Below are 17,139 nucleotides of genomic sequence, written 5' to 3'. Positions count from 1 at the left end.
TTCAATGAGTGTATGGCGGGCGTCCTGCGCGTGCCGGCTTGAGGGGATCGAGTCTCCGTTAAAAACTTTGCAAAGAAAATCACTCAAGGCGTTAAAAAATATTTCAAGGCGGGCGCTAAGACGCTTGCCTTGCGCGCTAAAGAAATTCGCCAAGGATTTTTTTCCCGTTTTGCACGAATTAGCATAGGGCGCTCGCGAAGCGGCCTTGACGGCCGCGTCTGACATCATCGACCGGGCGCACTCATGAACGAAAGAATTCGCGGCTTCGACGGCCTGCGCGCGCTTGCCGTCCTGCTGGTCTTCATCCACCACAAGGCCATGGCGGCAGACAGCGGCCTTGGACACCTCGGTGTGTGGATTTTTTTCGCGCTCAGTGGCTTTTTGATCGCGGATATCCTGACGAAGCAACGGGGGCGCATCGATGCCGGCGCAAGTTCGTTCATCGCCGAGCTCAAGCGCTTCCTCTTCCGGCGCACGCTGCGGATCTTCCCCGTCTACTACCTGTTGCTCGTCACGCTGACGCTCCTGATGACGGTCGGCCTTGCCGGTCCCGAACTGGCGGGCGGCATGCCGTTTCATTTCGCTTATCTGTCCAATTTCTGGATCGCCGATGTTCTGCAGTACTGGCCCGGACGCTATTCGCATCTGTGGAGCCTGTCGGTCGAAGAGCAGTTCTATCTGTTCTTCGCGCCGCTGCTGCTGGCCATCGGCGCGAAATGGCACTCGCGGATCTGCGGCGCGATCTTCGTCGCGGGCGTCGCCACGCTGTTATGGATGAAGGCGACGCAGACGCCGGGCATTGTGATCTACACGCATCCGCTCGCGAACTTCTGGCTGTTCGCGCTTGGCGGCATCGGCGGGGCATGGGTGCGCCGTAACGGCACGCTCGGGCGCTGCCTGGGCTCGCTGCCGGTGGCGCTGGCGCTGGCCGGAGGCATTGCGCTGATGTGCGGCGTCGAGCCGGCGTGGGAGCGCATGACAGACCCGCTGCGCTTCACCGCGCTCTATGTGACCTATGGCGCATGCATCGCGGCCCTGGTGTGCGCCGTCGCGTGCAGCCGGAGCGCCATGCTGCTGGCATGTCTCGAATGGAAGCCGCTGGCGGCGTTGGGGAAGATCAGCTATGGCTTCTATCTTTATCACGGCTTCATGCCGGACTTCACCCGCAACGCCCGGGTGGCCGCGATGTTTGGTCCGTCCGGCATGCCGGCATGGGCGCATGCGGCAAGCTTCGCCGCTTCGTTTCTGCTAACGCTGATGCTTGCCGGATTGTCCTGGCGTTTCATCGAAGAGCCCGTTCTGCGGCTCAAGAATCGTCGTCCGGCACAAGAAAACAGACCGCCCGAGTCCCGTCCGGGATCGCTTATTCGCTAAAGAATATTGCTTGGCGCAAAAAATCATTAACTTCGCCTGGAACCTAGGGGTTTGTCATATTCGGGCAAACCTTAGTAATGGTATGCTTCCTGCACTATATCTTCATACACGAGCGAGACCAGGCATCGTGCGCCGAATTGAGTCAACTCATGCACCATGAGAGATTGGCAATTCACCGGATGCACCGTTTTTGTTGTTTGAGCAAACGTTTGCGAGTACCTCGAGATCCTTGGGCAGAGTGTGCAGGGAGCCGGACGTGTGCCGGCCTTCCTTTGATTTGATCAGCGCGACGTCCGATATCCGCAGCGAAGTCCGACTGCATGGAGCAACGCAATGTTTTTCAATGAACTCAGCAATGACGAATGGGCGATGGTCTCGGCTCTGATCGGCGAGAGCGAGGTGCGCGAGCACCGTCGCGGCCGGCCCCGGGCGCATCCGCGAACCATCGTCAATGCGGTGTTGTGGATCCTCACAACAGGCGAAACCTGGTCGAAGCTGCCCAGCCACTATCCGACCGTGCCCACGTGCCGGCGCCGCTTTGTCGACTGGCAGATGAACGGCACGCTGATCGAGATCGTCAAGGTGCTGGCCAATGCCGGGCGCTCCTTCGCCTACGTGCCGCGTCAGCCCGTGGCGGAGACCGCGCCGCGCCCGGTCCCGCCGTCTTACGACTGCGACCGTCTGCGAGGCGTGTTCTGGCAGAACCCTGAATCGTGGCAGTCGCGCGATGTCCTGCCGCCCGGGCGGGGCGCGGCGGTGCCGCGCCGTCTGCCCGAAGCGCGCGACGTCGCCCAGGCCAGTGCGTCGCCGGTCATCGTGCCGCGCGTGCGTGCGCCGCGCCCCGCGCGGCCGTATGAAACGCCGGCGCCGTTCGAGCCGGCCTGCGCGCCGGTCGGCGACCCGCGCGGCTACAGCATCTACCCGATCGCGCGCGACGTGTCCGGCGGCATGTATCGCGGCTGGGCGGAGATCGTGAAGGACGGTCGCCGGGTCGAGCGTTCGGGGCTCATCGGGCCGCGCTTCAAGTCGATGGAAGAGGCAAGGAGCTATGCGCTGGAGTGGGCGCGGCGCTGGATTGCCGCGCAAGCCACGCGCGCGGACGTGGCGCGGGCGGCGCGCGAAGCTTATGTCGGCGAAGAGCGCGTGGCGGCCGAAAGCGGGCATTGACCCGCTTTGCCCGGCGCGCCCCGCGCGTCTTCAGCAAGTCACTTCACTGACGCCCGTACGTATCCTCGAAGCGCACGATATCGTCTTCGCCGAGATACGTTCCGGACTGCACCTCGATGATTTCGAGCGGCATCTTGCCCGGGTTCTCCAGCCGGTGCTGCACGCCGATCGGAATATAGGTGGACTCGTTCTCCGCGAGGATGAAGGTCTCGCCGCCCCGCGTGACGAGCGCGGTGCCGCGCACGACAATCCAGTGCTCCGCGCGATGATGATGCATCTGCAATGACAGGCGCGCGCCCGGCTTCACGACGATGCGCTTGACCTGGAACCGGTCGCCCTGATCCACCGAATCGTAATGTCCCCACGGCCGGTGCACCTTGCGATGATCGGCGGCCTCGCGGCCCTGTTCCGACTTGATGCGTCCCACGATGGCCTTGACGTCCTGCGCGCAGGACTTGTCGGCGACGAGAATGGCGTCCGCCGTTTCCACGACCACCAGATCGCGCGTGCCCACGCAGGCGATCAGACGCCCTTCCGAATGCGCGTAGGTGGACGTCGCGCCTTCGAACATCACGCGGCCGCGCGCCACGTTCGATGCATCGTCCTTCGGCAGGATGTTCCAGATCGCGTCCCACGAGCCCACATCCGACCAGCCTGCATCCAGCGGCACGACCGCGCCGGTGAAGTGGTCGTCGCCACGTTCGCCGGCAATCTGTTCCATCACGGCATAGTCGATCGAATCCGACGGCGACGACGCAAACGCCGTGCGTTCGAGACGCAGGCATTCGCCGTCGTCGTCGCCGTGTTCGAACGCCGCGACGCAGGCCGCATACATGGCCGGCTGATAGTGCTCGATGGCCGAGATCCAGGTCGACGCGCGCACGATGAAAATGCCCGCGTTCCAGCCGTATTCGCCCGAAGCCAGATAGTGCTGCGCGAGTTCGAGATGCGGCTTTTCCACGAAGCGGTCGAGGCTGCACGCACCGTGGCCGGGCAACGCAGCGCCCATCCTGATGTAGCCGTAGCCGGTTTCGGCATGGGTCGGCACGACGCTCAGCGTGACGATCGCGCCGGCTTCCGCACAGCGCGCGCCTTCACGGATCGCGCGATGAAATGCGTCCTGATCGGCGACCACGTGATCCGCCGGCATCACCACGAGCACGGCGTCTTCGCCGCCACGAAGCGCGTGCATCGCGGCGACGGTGAGCGCGGGCGCGGTATTGCGCGGCACTGGTTCGAGCACGAGCCGCGCGCGGCGGCCCTGGCCAAGCAACTGCTCGGCGGTGGTGAAGCGATGTTCCTCGTTGCAGACGACAACCGCATCGGCCACGCGCAGTCCGGCGGCGGAGAGACCGTCGAGCCTGCTGACGGTGGCCTGCAAGAGCGACTGCTCGCCGATCAGCCCGATGAGCTGCTTCGGAAAGTGTTCGCGCGACATCGGCCATAGCCGGGTGCCGGAACCGCCCGCGAGAATCACGGGCTGAATGCTGAGGCGTACGCCGGTGCCGGCGTCGATCGTGGATGCGCTCGCAAGCGCGGTGTCTGGTGCATTCATGGTGTGCCTCCTGGCGCGTGATCGCAAAAGCGGACCCGTCATATTTAGCATGGAGAAAACCGCGTGATAAAAGGAAAAAACGCATCAAAAAATCCGCGCGGTTTCTGCTTCATACAAGCCCCTCGACTCAGGCGCGATTTATTTCTCTCCCATCCCGATACCACCCGGACCCGCACGAACAAAGGCGCTCGCCGATAAAAAATCCGCAAATAAATCCGCTCGATTGAAGCCGCATATTTTCGGTGTTGCAGCGCCATATTTATTCCAGTTCCATACCACCCATGCACTGCGTCATGCGAACTGGCATGACGCTCACAACAGATAAACGTGTGCTTTCGTTCCGAGGGGAATGCAATGCTGAGTGTGATATCGAGAGTCGCCGATCTGGCCATGGCGGTGCTGGGCGCGCTGCTTGCCGCCGCGCTCGCAGCGGGCGAGTTCGTCTGGCTCGGCGACGTCGAACGCACCCTGCTCGGCTTCTCCTGCGTCCTGACCATCATGACGTTTCCGGCGCTCGGGATCTATCAGTCGTGGCGCGGCAAGCCCGTCTACGACCTGCTGTTGCGCGCGACCTTCGCGTGGCTGCTGGTGGAAAGCGCGGGCGTGCTGCTCACCTTCAGCATTCATCGCGCGGACTCGTTGTCGCGCGGCTGGCTCGCGTACTGGGCCGCCTGCACGGTGGGCCTGCTGATCGTCTCGAAGGCGCTCGTGCATACCACGCTCAAGCTGCTGCGGCGCGAAGGCTTCAACCAGAAGACGGTCGCGATCATCGGCTCGGCGCCTTATGCGACGTTCCTGATCGAGCAGATGCGCGGCCGTCCGGATGCGGGCTTCAGTCCCGTCTGCGTGTTCGATCCCGCCGCCTCGCATGCCGCGATGGAAGGCGACGCGCTCTTGGGCGTGCGCATCGAACGCGATTTCAGCCTGCTCGCGGAACACGTGCGCGAGCGCGCCGTCCGCGAACTGTGGCTCGCGTTGCCCATCTCGCAGGAGCCGACGATTCACCGCATCGTGACCGAGTTCCGCGACGACTTCGTCAACGTGCGCTTCATCCCCGATGTGCGCAGCCTGTCGTTCTTCGGTCATGCGGTGGTCGATCTGCTGGGCGTGCCCGCGATCAACCTCGCCGCCTCGCCCATTACCGACGTCAAGGTCCTGCCCAAGCGCGTGTTCGACCGCGTTTTCGCCGCCTGCGTGCTGGTCGCGCTGGCGCCGCTGCTGGCGGCGATCGCCATCGGCGTGAAGCTGTCTTCGCCGGGACCGGTGTTCTTCCGCCAGCGGCGCAAGGGCATCGATGGCCGTGAATTCAGGATCTACAAGTTTCGCTCGATGCGGGTTCATCACGAAGCCGCCGGCCAGATCACGCAGGCGCAACGCGGCGACCGGCGCGTGACGAAGATCGGCGCGTTCCTGCGCCGCACGAGTCTCGACGAGCTGCCGCAATTCATCAACGTCCTGAAGGGCGAGATGTCGGTGGTGGGTCCGCGCCCGCACGCGCTGGAGCACGACGACATCTACAAGGACCTCGTCAAGGGTTACATGCACCGTTACCGCATCAAGCCGGGCATCACGGGCTGGGCGCAGGTCAACGGCTTTCGCGGCGAGACGGACCGCATCGAGAAGATGTCGGGCCGCGTGAAGCTCGATCTCTACTACATGCAGCACTGGACCTTCGGTCTCGACATGAAGATTGTCGCGATGACGCTGTGGAAGGGCTTCGCGGGCGCGAACGCCTACTGAGTCCGGTCCATGCAACCGGCCAAATCATCAACACCTGGAGTTGGATCATGAAACTGACGATCATCGGCAGCGGCTACGTGGGGCTCGTGACGGGCGCGTGTCTCGCGGACATCGGCAATGACGTGCTGTGTCTCGACCTCGACCAGCGCAAGATCGCCATTCTCAACGGCGGCGGCATGCCGATTCACGAACCGGGCCTGCAAGACGTGATCGACCGCAATCGCGAGGCGGGCCGTCTCGCGTTCACGTCGAACGTGCAGCAGGCCGTGGAGCACGGCGAGATGCTGTTCATCGCAGTGGGCACGCCTTCGGATGAAGACGGTTCCGCCGACCTGCAATACGTGCTCGCGGCGGCGCGCGACATTGGCCGCTACATGAACGGCTTCAAGACCATCGTCGACAAGTCGACCGTGCCCGTCGGCACCGCGCGGCGCGTCAAGGCCGCGATCCAGTACGAGCTCGACGCGCGCGGCGTGGACCACATGTTCTCGGTGGTATCGAATCCGGAGTTCCTCAAGGAAGGCGCGGCGATCGAGGATTTCACGCGGCCGGACCGCATCGTGATCGGCTGCGACGAGGACGTGCCCGGCGAACGCGCGCGCGAACGCATGAAGCGCCTGTATGCGCCGTTCAACCGCAATCACGAGCGCACGCTGTATATGGACGTGCAGTCCGCCGAGTTCACCAAGTACGCCGCCAACGCCATGCTCGCGACGCGCATTTCCTTCATGAACGAGCTGGCGAATTTCGCGGACCGCGTCGGCGCGGATATCGAAGCGGTGCGGCGCGGCATCGGCTCGGACCCGCGCATCGGCTATGACTTTCTCTATGCGGGCTGCGGCTACGGCGGCTCGTGCTTTCCGAAGGACGTGCGCTCGCTGATCCAGACGGCGTCGCTGTTCGGCCATGACATGAGCATCCTGAGAGCGGTGTCGGACGTCAACGAGGCGCAGAAGGACACGCTCACGCACAAGATCGTGCGGCGCTTCGGCGACGACCTCACAGGCCGCACCTTCGCGCTGTGGGGCCTCGCGTTCAAGCCGAATACCGACGACATGCGCGACGCCCCCAGCCGCGTGCTCGCGGCGGCGTTGCTGGCGCGCGGCGCGAAAGTGGTCGCGTACGACCCGGTGGCCGCCGACGAAGCCCGCCGCGTCTTCGCACTCGACCTTCAGGGCCTGCCCGAAGCGCGCGCGCGGCTCTCCTATGCGGCGAATCACAAGGACGCGCTCGACGGCGCGGATGCGCTCGTGATCGTCACCGAATGGAAGGTGTTCAAGAGCCCGGATTTCGATGCGATCAAGCGTCGCCTGCGGCATCCGGTCATCTTCGACGGCCGCAATCTCTACGAGCCGGAGACGCTGAGCGAGATGGGCATCGAGTATCACGCGATCGGACGCGGCACGCGCGTGAGCCACGTTGCCGTGCCAGCAGGCGTGGCGTAACGCGCCGATGTTCGGGAGCGTCCTGATCGTCTGTCACGCGAACATCTGCCGCAGCCCGACTGCGGAGGTGCTGTTCCGCGCGCATCTGGCGAGGCGCGGCGTCCGGCCGATGGAGTTTCGGTCGGCCGGGCTCTACGCCCACGAAGGCGAGGACATCGACCCGGCCATGCAGCGGCTGCTGGCGGAGCAGGGGCTCGATTCGTCGCAGCATCGCGCCCGGCGTTTCGACCGCGGCATGGCGCGCGGCGCGGACCTGATCCTCGTCCCGGAGCGCAGCCAGATGCGCGCGGTCACGCAGCTCGCGCCGACCACGCGCGGCAAGGTGCATCTGCTCGGCAAGTGGGAAGACGCGGAAGTCGCCGACCCGTACGGCGCGCATGACGCGGTCTATCGCGAGAGCTTTGGATTGATCGAACGGCTGGTGCTTGGATGGCTCGACAAAATATGCTGATACCCCGTGTTCTCTTGCTGACGTCTTTCATGTCGGCGTTGTTGTCGGCGTGCAGCACGGCGCCAGGCAATTTCCTCAATACCTCGCGGCTCGAAGACAAGGATCCGACGCCCACCGCGACCTATCCGGTGCATCTCATCACGGCGGACGTGATCGCCCAGGAGCAGGCGGCGCCCGATGCCCCGCAGCCGCTGCCGCCCGCGCGTTTCGCCGATGAAGCGCAGTACGTGTATCGCATCGAACCGCAGGACATTCTCGGCGTGACGCTGTGGGATCACCCGGAACTGACGACGCCGCAGGGCAGCACGCTCTCCACCGGCGGCAACACCACGCAGACGGTCGCGGGCGCGCTCCGGCAGCCCTACACGCAGGCGCTGCCGGGACAGGCGGACCCGTACGGCCAGACCGTGTCGCCGGACGGCATGATCTTCTTCCCGTTCATCGGCCGCGTGCGCGTGGCGGGCAAGACGACCGGCGAGATCCGCGACCAGCTGGCCGCCGCGCTGGCGCCGTACATCAAGAACCCGCAACTCGACGTGCGCGTGCTGGCGTATCGCAGCCAGAAGATCGCGATGACGGGCGAAGTGAAGCAGCCCGGCCCGCTCGCCGTGAGCGACGTGCCGCTGACGCTCGTGGACGCCATCACGCGCTCGGGCGGCACCACGTCCGAGGCGGATCTCCAGCGCGTGCGGCTGACGCGCGGCGGCAAGCTGTATGTGCTCGACGCCAACAGCGTGCTGGATCGCGGCGACATCTCGCAGAACGTGATGCTGCAGTCGGGCGACATCATCAACATTCCGGACCGCTACGACAGCCGCATCTTCGTGATGGGCGAAGTCAAGACGCCGATGCCGGTGAACATGGTGCGCGGCCGCGCGTCGATCGCCGATGCGCTGACGCTTGCCGGCGGCGTACTCGACACCGACGCCAACGTGCGCCAGATCTATGTGGTGCGCGGCGCGCGCAGCAATCCGGCGCGGCCCGACATCTTCCGGCTCGACATGTCGCAGCCGGACTCGCTGCTGCTCTCGACGCAATTCCAGCTGCGTCCGCAGGACGTGGTCTACGTGGGCACGGCGGGCGCGGTGCAGTTCAACCGCCTGATCAACCAGGTGTTGCCGACCTTGCAGACGCTCTTCTATCTGAAGCAGCTGACGCGCTAGCGGGCATCGAACAAGGGAGTCGAATCGTGAACATGCAAGTGCATCCCTTCATGCAGAAGCCCGACGAGGAAGACGTCGTGCTCGGCAATCTGATCCAGGCCGTGATCGACGACATCGGCTGGCTGATCGGCGTCTTCGCCTTCGTGGTGCTGTGCGCGGCCGTGTATTGCTATCTCGCAAGGCCGGTGTATTCCGCCGATGCTCACGTGCGCGTCGAAACCAACGACAACACGTCGCAGGCGCTCACGCAGACGCAAACCGGCCAGGCGATCAACTCGGGATCGAGCGCGCTGCCCACCGACGCGGAAATCGAGATCATCAAGAGCCGCGGCGTGGTGGCGCCGGTGGTGGCGCAATGCAAGCTCAACTTCTCGGTTGCGCCGGTGACGCTGCCGCTGCTCGGCAGTCTCGCGGCACGCTTCGCGACGCCCGGCGTGCCGGCTAAGCCGTGGTTCGGCATGGCGTCGTATGCGTGGGGCGGCGAGATCATCCAGCTGGATTCGATCGAGGTCGAGCCGCAGTGGGAAGGCAAGGAACTGATGCTCACCGCGCTCGGCGACGGGCGCTATGCGCTGGCCGACCCGCAGGGACACGCGCTGCTTCAGGGACAGGCAGGCGCGGAGGCGAGCGGCCAGGGCGTCACGCTGCTCGTGAAGCAGCTCGTGGCCCGGCCCGGCACGCGTTTCAAGGTGATGCGCGCCAACGATCTCTCGGCGATTGCAAGCTTCCAGTCGGGCATCACGGTGACCGAGCAGGGCAAGCAGACCGGCGTGATCCAGATCTCGCTCGAAAACCAGAATCCGGACAAGGCCGCCGAGATCGCGAATGCGCTCGCGCAGTCGTATCTGCGCCAGCACATCGAGACCAAGCAGGCCGACGCGGGCAAGATGCTCGACTTCCTGCGCACCGAGGAGCCGCGGCTCAAGGCGGACCTGCACAACGCGGAAGCTGCGCTGACCGAGTATCAGCGCCAGGCGGGCGTCATCAACGCAAGCGACGAAGCCAAGGTCTATCTCGAAGGCAGCATCGGCTATGAGGCGCAGATTTCCGCGCTGCGCCTGCAGATCACGACGCTCGAACAGCGCTACGGCAATCTGCATCCGGCGCTGACGACGGCGCGCGAGCAACTCGCGCAACTCGAAGCGCAACGCGAGCGCTATGCGTCGCGCTTCCGCGATCTGCCGCAATCGGAAGTGAAGGCGGTGGCGTTGCAGCGTGACGCGAAGGTGGCGGAAGACATCTACGTGCTGCTGCTGAACCGCGTGCAGGAGCTTTCGGTGCAGCGGGCCGGTACGGGCGGCAACGTGCATATCGTCGATGCCGCGCTGCGACCCGGCGATCCGGTCAAGCCTAAGAAGGTGCTCATCATGTCGGCGGCGGTGATTCTCGGGCTGATCCTCGGCACGGGCTTCGTGTTCGCGCGCCGCGCGATCTTCAAGGGCATCGACGATCCGGAGCGCCTCGAACGCGTCTCCTCGCTGCCGATCTTCGCGCTCGTGCCGCACAGCGCCGAGCAAACCCGTTTCGATACCGACGTGAAGCGCCGCCGTCACGACGACCTCGAAGCGCCGATTCTCGCGATGCTGCGTCCCAACGACGTCTGCGTCGAGATCATGCGCAGCCTGCGCACGTCGATCCAGTTCTCGCTGATGGAAGCGCGCAATCGCGTGGTGATGCTGACCGGGCCGGCGTCGGGCGTCGGCAAGAGCTTCCTCGCGACCAACCTCGCGGTGCTGCTCGCGGCTACCGGCAAGCGCGTGCTGCTGATCGACGCGGACATGCGGCGCGGCAAGCTCGAACGCGCGTTGAGCGCCGGGCGCGAGCCGGGCCTCGCGGAACTGCTGGCGGGAACGATCGGCCTGGAGAAGGCAATCCGCACGACCCGGATTCCATCGCTCGATTTCATCGCGGCGGGCAAGCGTCCGGGCAATCCGTCGGAACTGCTGATGTCGCCGCGACTCCAGCCCACGCTCGAGGCGCTCGCCCGCAAATACGACGCCGTGCTGATCGACACGCCGCCGGTGCTCGCGGTCACGGACGCGCTGATCGTCGGCAAGATGGCGGGCACGAACTTCCTCGTGCTGCGCTCCGGTGCGCACAACGAAGGCGAAATCAGCGAAGCGACGCGGCGCCTGCGTACGGCGGGCATCGTCGTGCAGGGCGCGATCCTGAACGGTACGCCACAACGCGCGCGCGGCTACGGGCGCGCCCATTACGCAGCGGTGGAAGAGTATGCGGGCCACTGAGGGAGAACAGACCATGACCATGAGCTTGAGCGTCTCGGTGGTGGTGCCGACCTATCGCAGGCCGGCGGACCTGAAGCGCTGCCTGGCGGCGCTGCGGGCGCAGACGCGCCTGCCGGAGGAAGTGCTGGTGATCGCGCGTCCCGAGGACGAAGCAACGGCGCGGCGTCTGGCGATCGAACTGAAGGGCGCGCAAGGCTTCATGTTGCGCGTGATCGAGACCGGCGCGGGCGGTCAGGTGGCGGCGCTCAATCGCGGGCTGGAGGCGGCGCAAGGCGAGATCGTCGCGATCACCGACGACGACGCCGCGCCCCATCCCGACTGGATTGCGCGTAGCGCCGGCGCGTTCGAAGAGGATGAACGCCTCGGCGCGCTCGGCGGGCGTGACTGGGTCCACGAGAAGGGCCGCGTGCTGGACGGCGCGCGCCACGAAGTGGGCGTGGTGCGCCGCACGGGCCGGATCGTGGGCAACCATCACCTCGGCGTGGGACCGGCGCGGGACGTACGCATGCTGAAGGGCGCGAACATGAGCTACCGGCGCGCGGCGGTGGGCGCGCTGCGTTTCGATACGCGATTGCGCGGCGCGGGCGCCCAGGTTCACAACGACATGGCGTTCAGCATGAACGTGCGGCGCGCGGGCTGGACGGTGCGCTATGACCCGCTGGTCGCGGTGGATCACTTTCCGGCCGAGCGTTTCGACGACGACCGGCGCGACGCCCAGACCTTCGGCGCACTGAGCGATGCCGCCTACAACTTCCATCTGATCCTGAGCGAGCAGCTCGATCCGGGTCATCGCGAACTGGCGTGGTGGTGGTATGCGCTGATCGGCACGAAGGTCTATCCGGGCCTGGCGCAGGCGCTGCTCGCGACGCGCGGCGGCGTGGCCCATGCATGGCGGCGCTGGCGCGCGGTGCGCAGCGGCGCCCGCGAGGCGCGCTCTGAGGCCCGCCGCGCGCGCACGTCGGACACGCCTGCGCTTCCCGCTGCGAGGACACTATGACGAACGTGCATGTGCATCTCTTCCATGGCGCCGATCCGGCGCGGTATCGGCAGGGCGACAACATCGGCTGCCTGTATGGCTATCACCATGCGGAGTCGGCGGAATTCACGCTGACCTACTCGCGCGATGCCGACGAACGCAAGCCGATGCGCTTCCTGCGCCGCGCGTTGAAGGCCGCGCTTGGCTTCGATTTGATTCATACGTGGCGCAATCGCGAGGCCATACTCGCCTGCGACGCCGTATGGACGCACACGGAGCAGGAGTATCTGTCCGCCGCGCTGTTGCTGCTGCTCAAGGGCCGCGCGCAGGGCAGGCCGCTGCTGCTTGCGCAGTCGATCTGGCTGCTCGACAAATGGCCCGGTTATGGCGCGGTGCGCCGCTGGATCTATCGCAAGCTGATTGCGCGCGCGGATATCCTCACCACGCATTCCAGCGTGAATGCCGCGCTGGTGCGCGAGTACTTCGGCCGCGAGGCGGAGCAGGTCTTCTACGGCCTGAACCTGCAGGACTTCGCGCTCGCCGAGCCGCGCGCATGGACGCCGCATACACCGCTGCGCGTCGGGGCGATCGGCAATGACCGCGACCGCGACTGGCGTACGCTCGCCACGGCGCTGCGCGACGATGCACGCTACGACGTGCGCATCGCGACGCGCCGTCGCGTGCCGGCCTCGCTGCACGCGGACAACGTGTGCATCGCACCGGCCATCGGGCTGAACGCGGCGCGCGAACTGTACGACTGGGCCGATGTGATCGTCGTGCCCTTGCGCGCGAACACGCATGCTTCGGGACTCACGGTGCTGCTCGAAGCCGTCGCGCTCGGCAAGCCGGTGATCGTCACGGATGTGGGCGGTCTGCGCGATTACTTCGGCACCGGACACGTGTCCTACGTGCCCGCGCACGATGCGCCGGCGCTGCGCCGCGCGCTCGATGAACTGCGCGGCAATCCCGCGCTCGCATTGGCGCGGGCGCAGGCCGCCATGCGCCATTTCATCGCCCGCGACTACACGACACGCGAGTTCGCGCTCCAGCATGTGCGGCTGACGCGCGCCGCGCTGGAACACGCGCAGGGCGCGAACGATGCCGCGCCGAACGGGCAGGCGGTATTCGCGCCGCGCGAGCTGACGAGATGAACGCCGCGCCGCTGCCTCCCATGTCACGCGACCTCGCCGGCCGGGTCAAGACCGTGCGCCGGGCGCGCAAGGGTCCGCCGGAATGGACCGCGCAGGCGGTCGTCTGGGGGCTGACCGCGCTGCTGGTGCTGGCGCGCCAAGGGACGGTGCTCACGCTGGCCTTTCCGCTGCTGGCGACGTGCGCGGCGCTCTACCTCTACTTCCGCAGCCCGGCGCGGTACATCGGCTTCATGTGGTGGGTCTGGTTCCTGAGCCCGGAAGTGCGGCGTCTCGCGGACTGGAGCCGCGGCGCGTTCACGCCGACGAGCCTCATCCAGATCGCACCGCTCGTCGTCACGATGATCTGCGGCCTCACCCTGTTGCGCCAGTACAGGGTGCTGGCCCAGCGGCGCGGCCTGCCGATGCTGCTGATGCTGCTCGGCATCGCGTATGCCTACCTGATCGGCGTGGCGTCCAGCGGCCCGATGGCGGCGACCTACGACCTTGCGAACTGGCTGTATCCGGTGCTCATCGGCTTTCACATCATGGTGAACGCACACGAGTATCCGAAGTACCGCAAGGTGCTGCTGGATACCTTCGTCTACGGCCTGTTGCTGATGGGCGCCTATGGCATCGTGCAGTTCTTCATCATGCCGGCCTGGGACGCCCTGTGGATGATCGGCTCGCAAATGGCCTCGCAGGGCGAGCCGGTGCCGCTCGGCGTGCGCGTCTTCAGCACGATGAACTCGTCCGGCCCGTTCGCGCTCGTCGTGATGGCGGGGCTGACCTTCGTGATGGCCGGCACGCAGCGCGCGCGCTGGCTGGCGGGCGCGCTCGGCTTCGTCTCCTTCGCCTTGTCGATGGTGCGTTCGGCGTGGGGCGGCTGGATCATCGCGATGCTGCTTCAACTGCTCAAGGCGAGCAACCGCGTGCGGCTGCGCATCGTGCTCGGCGCGGTGGTGCTCGTCGGGCTGTCGGTGCCGCTGCTGACCATCGGGCCGGTGGCGGACAAGCTCGGCACACGCCTCCAGACCATGACCAACCTGAGCAACGACAGCAGCTATGCCGCGCGCAACGAGTTCTACACGAACTTCATGGTGACCGCCTTCACCGATGTCACGGGCGAGGGCTTCGGCGCCACCGGCACCTCGACGAAACTGGCGAGCGCGAACGGCGATCTCGGCAAGTACGGCAGCTTCGACAGCGGCGTGATGAACGTGCCCTTCGTGCTGGGCTGGCCGGGCGGCCTGCTCTACATGGCGGGCGTCGCGCTGTTGCTGGTGCGGGCGTGGCGCGCGTCGTTCTCGTTGCGCGACGACAAGTTCGCGCAGGCCGCGCTGAGCCTGGCCTTTTCGATGATCGGCATCCTGCTGTTCGCCAACACCTTCGTCAGCACCGGCGGATCGCTGTTGTTCACGAGCCTGTTTGCGATCATCGCCGCGCGCCATCATGCGAAGCTCGTGCGCCGCCGCGAATCTCTTCTTTCAACATCAAAGGCTAGCCAATGAGAATCGCGATCGTCACCCACGTGGTGCGGCATAACGACGGCCAGGGCCGCGTCAACTACGAAATCGCGCGCGCGGCGCTGGCCGAGGGGCACGAGGTGATCCTCGTGGCATCGCACGTCGCGCCCGAGTTGCGCGATCACGCGCGGCTGCGCTGGGTGCCGGTGATTGCCGGCCGCTTCTGGCCGACGCGCCTCGTCAAGCAACAGGTCTTCGCGATCAAGAGCGCACTGTGGCTGCGCGCGCATCGCGATGCCTACGACGTCCTGCACGTGAACGGCTTCATCACCTGGGCGCGCGCCGAGGTCAACACCGCGCATTTCGTGCATGGCGGCTGGACCCGCAGCCCGTATTACCCGTTCCGGCTGCGCGGCGGCGCGTGGTCGGCGTATCAGGTCATCTACAGCCGCCTGAATGCCTGGCTCGAAGGCTGGGCGTACCGGCGTTCGCGGGTGATCGCGGCGGTATCGGAGAAGGTGGCGGACGAGATCCGCGCGGGCGGCATCGAGAGCCAGCGCGTGCAGGTCGTCTACAACGGCGTGGATACGCAGGCGTTCGCGGCGGCCTCTGCCGAACGCGCGGCGTTCAACCTGAAGGACGATGCGTTCCTGCTGCTGTTCGTCGGCGACCTGCGCACGCCGCGCAAGAACCTGCAAACCGTGCTGCACGCACTGGTATCGCTGCCGTCGCATGTGCAGCTTGTCGTCGCGGGGTATCTGGCGGGCAGTCCTTATCCGGAGCAGGCGCGCGCGCTCGGCATTGCGGACCGCGTGCATTTTCTCGGGCTCGTCAAGAACATGCCGACGCTGATGCATTCCGTCGATGCCTTCGTGTTCCCGTCGCGCTATGAAGCGATGAGCCTTTCGCTGCTGGAAGCGCTCGCCGCCGGCCTGCCGGTCATCACGGCGCGCACGGCGGGCGGCGCGGAGATCATCGGCGAGGACTGCGGCATCGTGCTCGCCGATCCCGACGACGCCGTCGCGCTGGCGGGCGCCATCGGCGAACTGGCGGCGTCGCGCGAACGCTGCGTGCGCATGGGCGCGGCGGCGCGCACGCTCGCGGCGGACTTCAACTGGGCGCGCATGGCGCGGCGTTATCTCGATCTTTATCGCAGCTTCGCGCGGCATGAGCGCAGCGACAACGTGACGACACTGAAGGCGGCATCCGTGCAATCGCGCGTCTGACATCAACCCGAACAGGAAACAGCCATGAGCACCCCATCCATCAAGTCCCTGCAAATCGGCATGCACTGGTTTCCGGAGCGCGCGGGCGGCCTCGACCGCATGTACTACACGCTGGTCGGCGCGCTGCCGGCGGCGGGCGTCGAGGTGCGCGGCGTGGTGGCCGGTTCGCCGCGCGTGGCGGTCGATTCGGGCGGCGCCATCCGTGGTTTCGGTCCGGCCGCGCAGTCGCTGCCGCGCCGCCTGATGAACGCACGCAGCGCCTTGCGCGCCAGCCTCGATATGGAGCGGCCCGACGTCGTCTCGTCGCACTTTGCGCTGTACACGTTTCCCGGACTCGATGTGACGCGCGGCATCGCGCAGGTCTCGCACTTCCAGGGGCCGTGGGCCGACGAGAGTCATGTCGAAGGCGCGGACACGCTCGGTCAGCGCGCGAAGCTGATGCTGGAGCGGCGCGTGTATGCGCGTTCGTCGCGGCTGATCGTGCTCTCGGAAGCGTTCGGGCAGATCCTGAGCGCGCGTTACGGCGTGCCGGAAGAACGCATCCGCGTGGTGCCGGGTTGTGTCGATGTCGCGCAGTTCGACCAGAAGCTGAGCCGCTCGGAAGCGCGCCGGAAATTGCAGTTGCCGGCGGGGCGGCCGATCGTGCTTGCGGTGCGGCGGCTGGTGCGGCGCATGGGGCTCGAATCGCTGATCGACGCCATCACGCGCGTCAAGCAGAAGGTGCCCGACGTGCTGCTGTTGATCGCGGGCAAGGGGCGGCTTGCGGAAGAGTTGCAGGCCCGTATCGATGCCGCCGGTCTCGACGACAACGTCCGCCTGCTCGGCTTCGTTCCCGACGAGCAGTTGGCTTCGCTCTATCGCGCGGCGGACCTCAGTATCGTGCCGACGGTGGCGCTCGAAGGCTTCGGGCTGATTACGGTGGAGTCGCTGGCATCGGGAACGCCGGTGCTGGTGACGCCGGTGGGCGGTCTGCCGGAAGCGGTGCGCGGGCTGTCGGAGGATCTGGTGCTGGCGTCGACGGGCGTCGATGCGATTGCGGACGGCCTGATCGCGGCCTTCGACGGCACGCTCGACCTGCCGGACGAAGCGGCTTGCCGGCGCTATGCGTGGGAGCACTTCGACCGCTCGGTGATCGCGAAGCGCGTGGCAGCGGTTTATGAGGAAGCGATTGCGGAAGGACCGATGCACTGACGTGCTTCAGGC

General features: G+C 66.2%; 13 protein-coding genes. 12 read left to right on the top strand and 1 reads right to left on the bottom strand.

From position 1 onward, the window contains the following. Positions 1-243 precede the first annotated feature (243 nt). Both QCE69_RS27210 and QCE69_RS27205 read left to right on the top strand, forming a co-directional pair. Positions 244-1,374, top strand: a complete 1,131-nt coding sequence (locus QCE69_RS27210; RefSeq protein WP_309934006.1) for an acyltransferase — start codon at positions 244-246, stop codon at positions 1,372-1,374. Between the two features lie 333 nt (positions 1,375-1,707). Next, a complete protein-coding gene (locus tag QCE69_RS27205; RefSeq protein WP_309925002.1) occupies positions 1,708-2,541 on the top strand; it encodes a transposase in 834 nt (277 codons plus the stop codon). 43 nt (positions 2,542-2,584) lie between these two features. On the opposite strand, the gene QCE69_RS27200 is transcribed toward QCE69_RS27205, so the two are convergent. Beyond that, on the bottom strand, positions 2,585-4,096 hold the full coding sequence (locus tag QCE69_RS27200) for a mannose-1-phosphate guanylyltransferase/mannose-6-phosphate isomerase (protein ID WP_309925001.1): 1,512 nt from the start codon (positions 4,094-4,096) through the stop codon (positions 2,585-2,587). A gap of 354 nt (positions 4,097-4,450) precedes the next feature. Between QCE69_RS27200 and QCE69_RS27195 the strand changes: the two genes are divergently transcribed. The 10 genes from QCE69_RS27195 to QCE69_RS27150 are packed head-to-tail and all read left to right on the top strand — an operon-like array spanning position 4,451 to position 17,127. Next, positions 4,451-5,836 carry an undecaprenyl-phosphate glucose phosphotransferase gene (locus QCE69_RS27195; RefSeq protein ID WP_309934004.1) on the top strand — a complete coding sequence of 462 codons (1,386 nt, stop codon included), beginning with the start codon at positions 4,451-4,453 and terminating at the stop codon, positions 5,834-5,836. Positions 5,837-5,883: 47 nt separating this feature from the next. Beyond that, positions 5,884-7,281: a UDP-glucose/GDP-mannose dehydrogenase family protein gene (locus tag QCE69_RS27190; protein WP_309924999.1), complete on the top strand. Its 1,398-nt coding sequence runs from the start codon at positions 5,884-5,886 to the stop codon at positions 7,279-7,281. A 7-nt stretch (positions 7,282-7,288) separates the two neighbouring features. Then, entirely contained in the window at positions 7,289-7,732 is a 444-nt protein-coding gene (locus tag QCE69_RS27185; protein ID WP_309817800.1) for a low molecular weight protein-tyrosine-phosphatase, read from the top strand. Then, positions 7,726-8,895, top strand: coding sequence for a polysaccharide biosynthesis/export family protein (locus QCE69_RS27180; protein ID WP_309924998.1), 1,170 nt, complete (start codon positions 7,726-7,728; stop codon positions 8,893-8,895). The genes QCE69_RS27185 and QCE69_RS27180 overlap by 7 nt, the downstream gene beginning before the upstream one ends. 32 nt (positions 8,896-8,927) lie before the next feature. Beyond that, complete coding sequence (locus QCE69_RS27175) at positions 8,928-11,141, top strand: polysaccharide biosynthesis tyrosine autokinase (protein WP_309934204.1); 2,214 nt, start codon at positions 8,928-8,930, stop codon at positions 11,139-11,141. Between the two features lie 25 nt (positions 11,142-11,166). Next, the gene (locus QCE69_RS27170; RefSeq protein WP_309934202.1) at positions 11,167-12,138 is read left to right on the top strand and encodes a glycosyltransferase; all 972 of its coding nucleotides are present in this window, start codon (positions 11,167-11,169) and stop codon (positions 12,136-12,138) included. Continuing rightward, complete coding sequence (locus tag QCE69_RS27165; protein ID WP_309934002.1) at positions 12,135-13,268, top strand: glycosyltransferase; 1,134 nt, start codon at positions 12,135-12,137, stop codon at positions 13,266-13,268. The genes QCE69_RS27170 and QCE69_RS27165 overlap by 4 nt, the downstream gene beginning before the upstream one ends. After that, positions 13,265-14,755, top strand: coding sequence for a glucose-6-phosphate isomerase (locus QCE69_RS27160; RefSeq protein ID WP_309933998.1), 1,491 nt, complete (start codon positions 13,265-13,267; stop codon positions 14,753-14,755). The genes QCE69_RS27165 and QCE69_RS27160 overlap by 4 nt, the downstream gene beginning before the upstream one ends. Further along, complete coding sequence (locus tag QCE69_RS27155; RefSeq protein ID WP_309933996.1) at positions 14,752-15,936, top strand: glycosyltransferase family 4 protein; 1,185 nt, start codon at positions 14,752-14,754, stop codon at positions 15,934-15,936. The genes QCE69_RS27160 and QCE69_RS27155 overlap by 4 nt, the downstream gene beginning before the upstream one ends. 24 nt (positions 15,937-15,960) lie before the next feature. Further along, positions 15,961-17,127 carry a glycosyltransferase family 4 protein gene (locus QCE69_RS27150; protein ID WP_309924994.1) on the top strand — a complete coding sequence of 389 codons (1,167 nt, stop codon included), beginning with the start codon at positions 15,961-15,963 and terminating at the stop codon, positions 17,125-17,127. Positions 17,128-17,139 lie beyond the last annotated feature (12 nt).

It is taken from the genome of Caballeronia sp. LZ032, assembly GCF_031451315.1.
Classification (GTDB): Bacteria; Pseudomonadota; Gammaproteobacteria; order Burkholderiales; family Burkholderiaceae; genus Caballeronia.
This window is presented reverse-complemented; position numbering and strand designations above follow the sequence as displayed.

Excerpts from the sequence above, each read along its gene's own strand:
- QCE69_RS27150 (WP_309924994.1), top strand. The coding sequence starts at position 15,961 with ATGAGCACCCCATCCATCAAGTCCCTGCAAATCGGCATGCACTGGTTT.
- QCE69_RS27190 (WP_309924999.1), top strand. The coding sequence starts at position 5,884 with ATGAAACTGACGATCATCGGCAGCGGCTACGTGGGGCTCGTGACGGGC.
- QCE69_RS27175 (WP_309934204.1), top strand. The coding sequence starts at position 8,928 with ATGCAAGTGCATCCCTTCATGCAGAAGCCCGACGAGGAAGACGTCGTG.
- QCE69_RS27210 (WP_309934006.1), top strand. The coding sequence starts at position 244 with ATGAACGAAAGAATTCGCGGCTTCGACGGCCTGCGCGCGCTTGCCGTC.
- QCE69_RS27155 (WP_309933996.1), top strand. The coding sequence starts at position 14,752 with ATGAGAATCGCGATCGTCACCCACGTGGTGCGGCATAACGACGGCCAG.
- QCE69_RS27180 (WP_309924998.1), top strand. The coding sequence starts at position 7,726 with ATGCTGATACCCCGTGTTCTCTTGCTGACGTCTTTCATGTCGGCGTTG.
- QCE69_RS27160 (WP_309933998.1), top strand. The coding sequence starts at position 13,265 with ATGAACGCCGCGCCGCTGCCTCCCATGTCACGCGACCTCGCCGGCCGG.
- QCE69_RS27165 (WP_309934002.1), top strand. The coding sequence starts at position 12,135 with ATGACGAACGTGCATGTGCATCTCTTCCATGGCGCCGATCCGGCGCGG.
- QCE69_RS27200 (WP_309925001.1), bottom strand. The coding sequence starts at position 4,096 with ATGAATGCACCAGACACCGCGCTTGCGAGCGCATCCACGATCGACGCC.
- QCE69_RS27185 (WP_309817800.1), top strand. The coding sequence starts at position 7,289 with ATGTTCGGGAGCGTCCTGATCGTCTGTCACGCGAACATCTGCCGCAGC.
- QCE69_RS27205 (WP_309925002.1), top strand. The coding sequence starts at position 1,708 with ATGTTTTTCAATGAACTCAGCAATGACGAATGGGCGATGGTCTCGGCT.
- QCE69_RS27195 (WP_309934004.1), top strand. The coding sequence starts at position 4,451 with ATGCTGAGTGTGATATCGAGAGTCGCCGATCTGGCCATGGCGGTGCTG.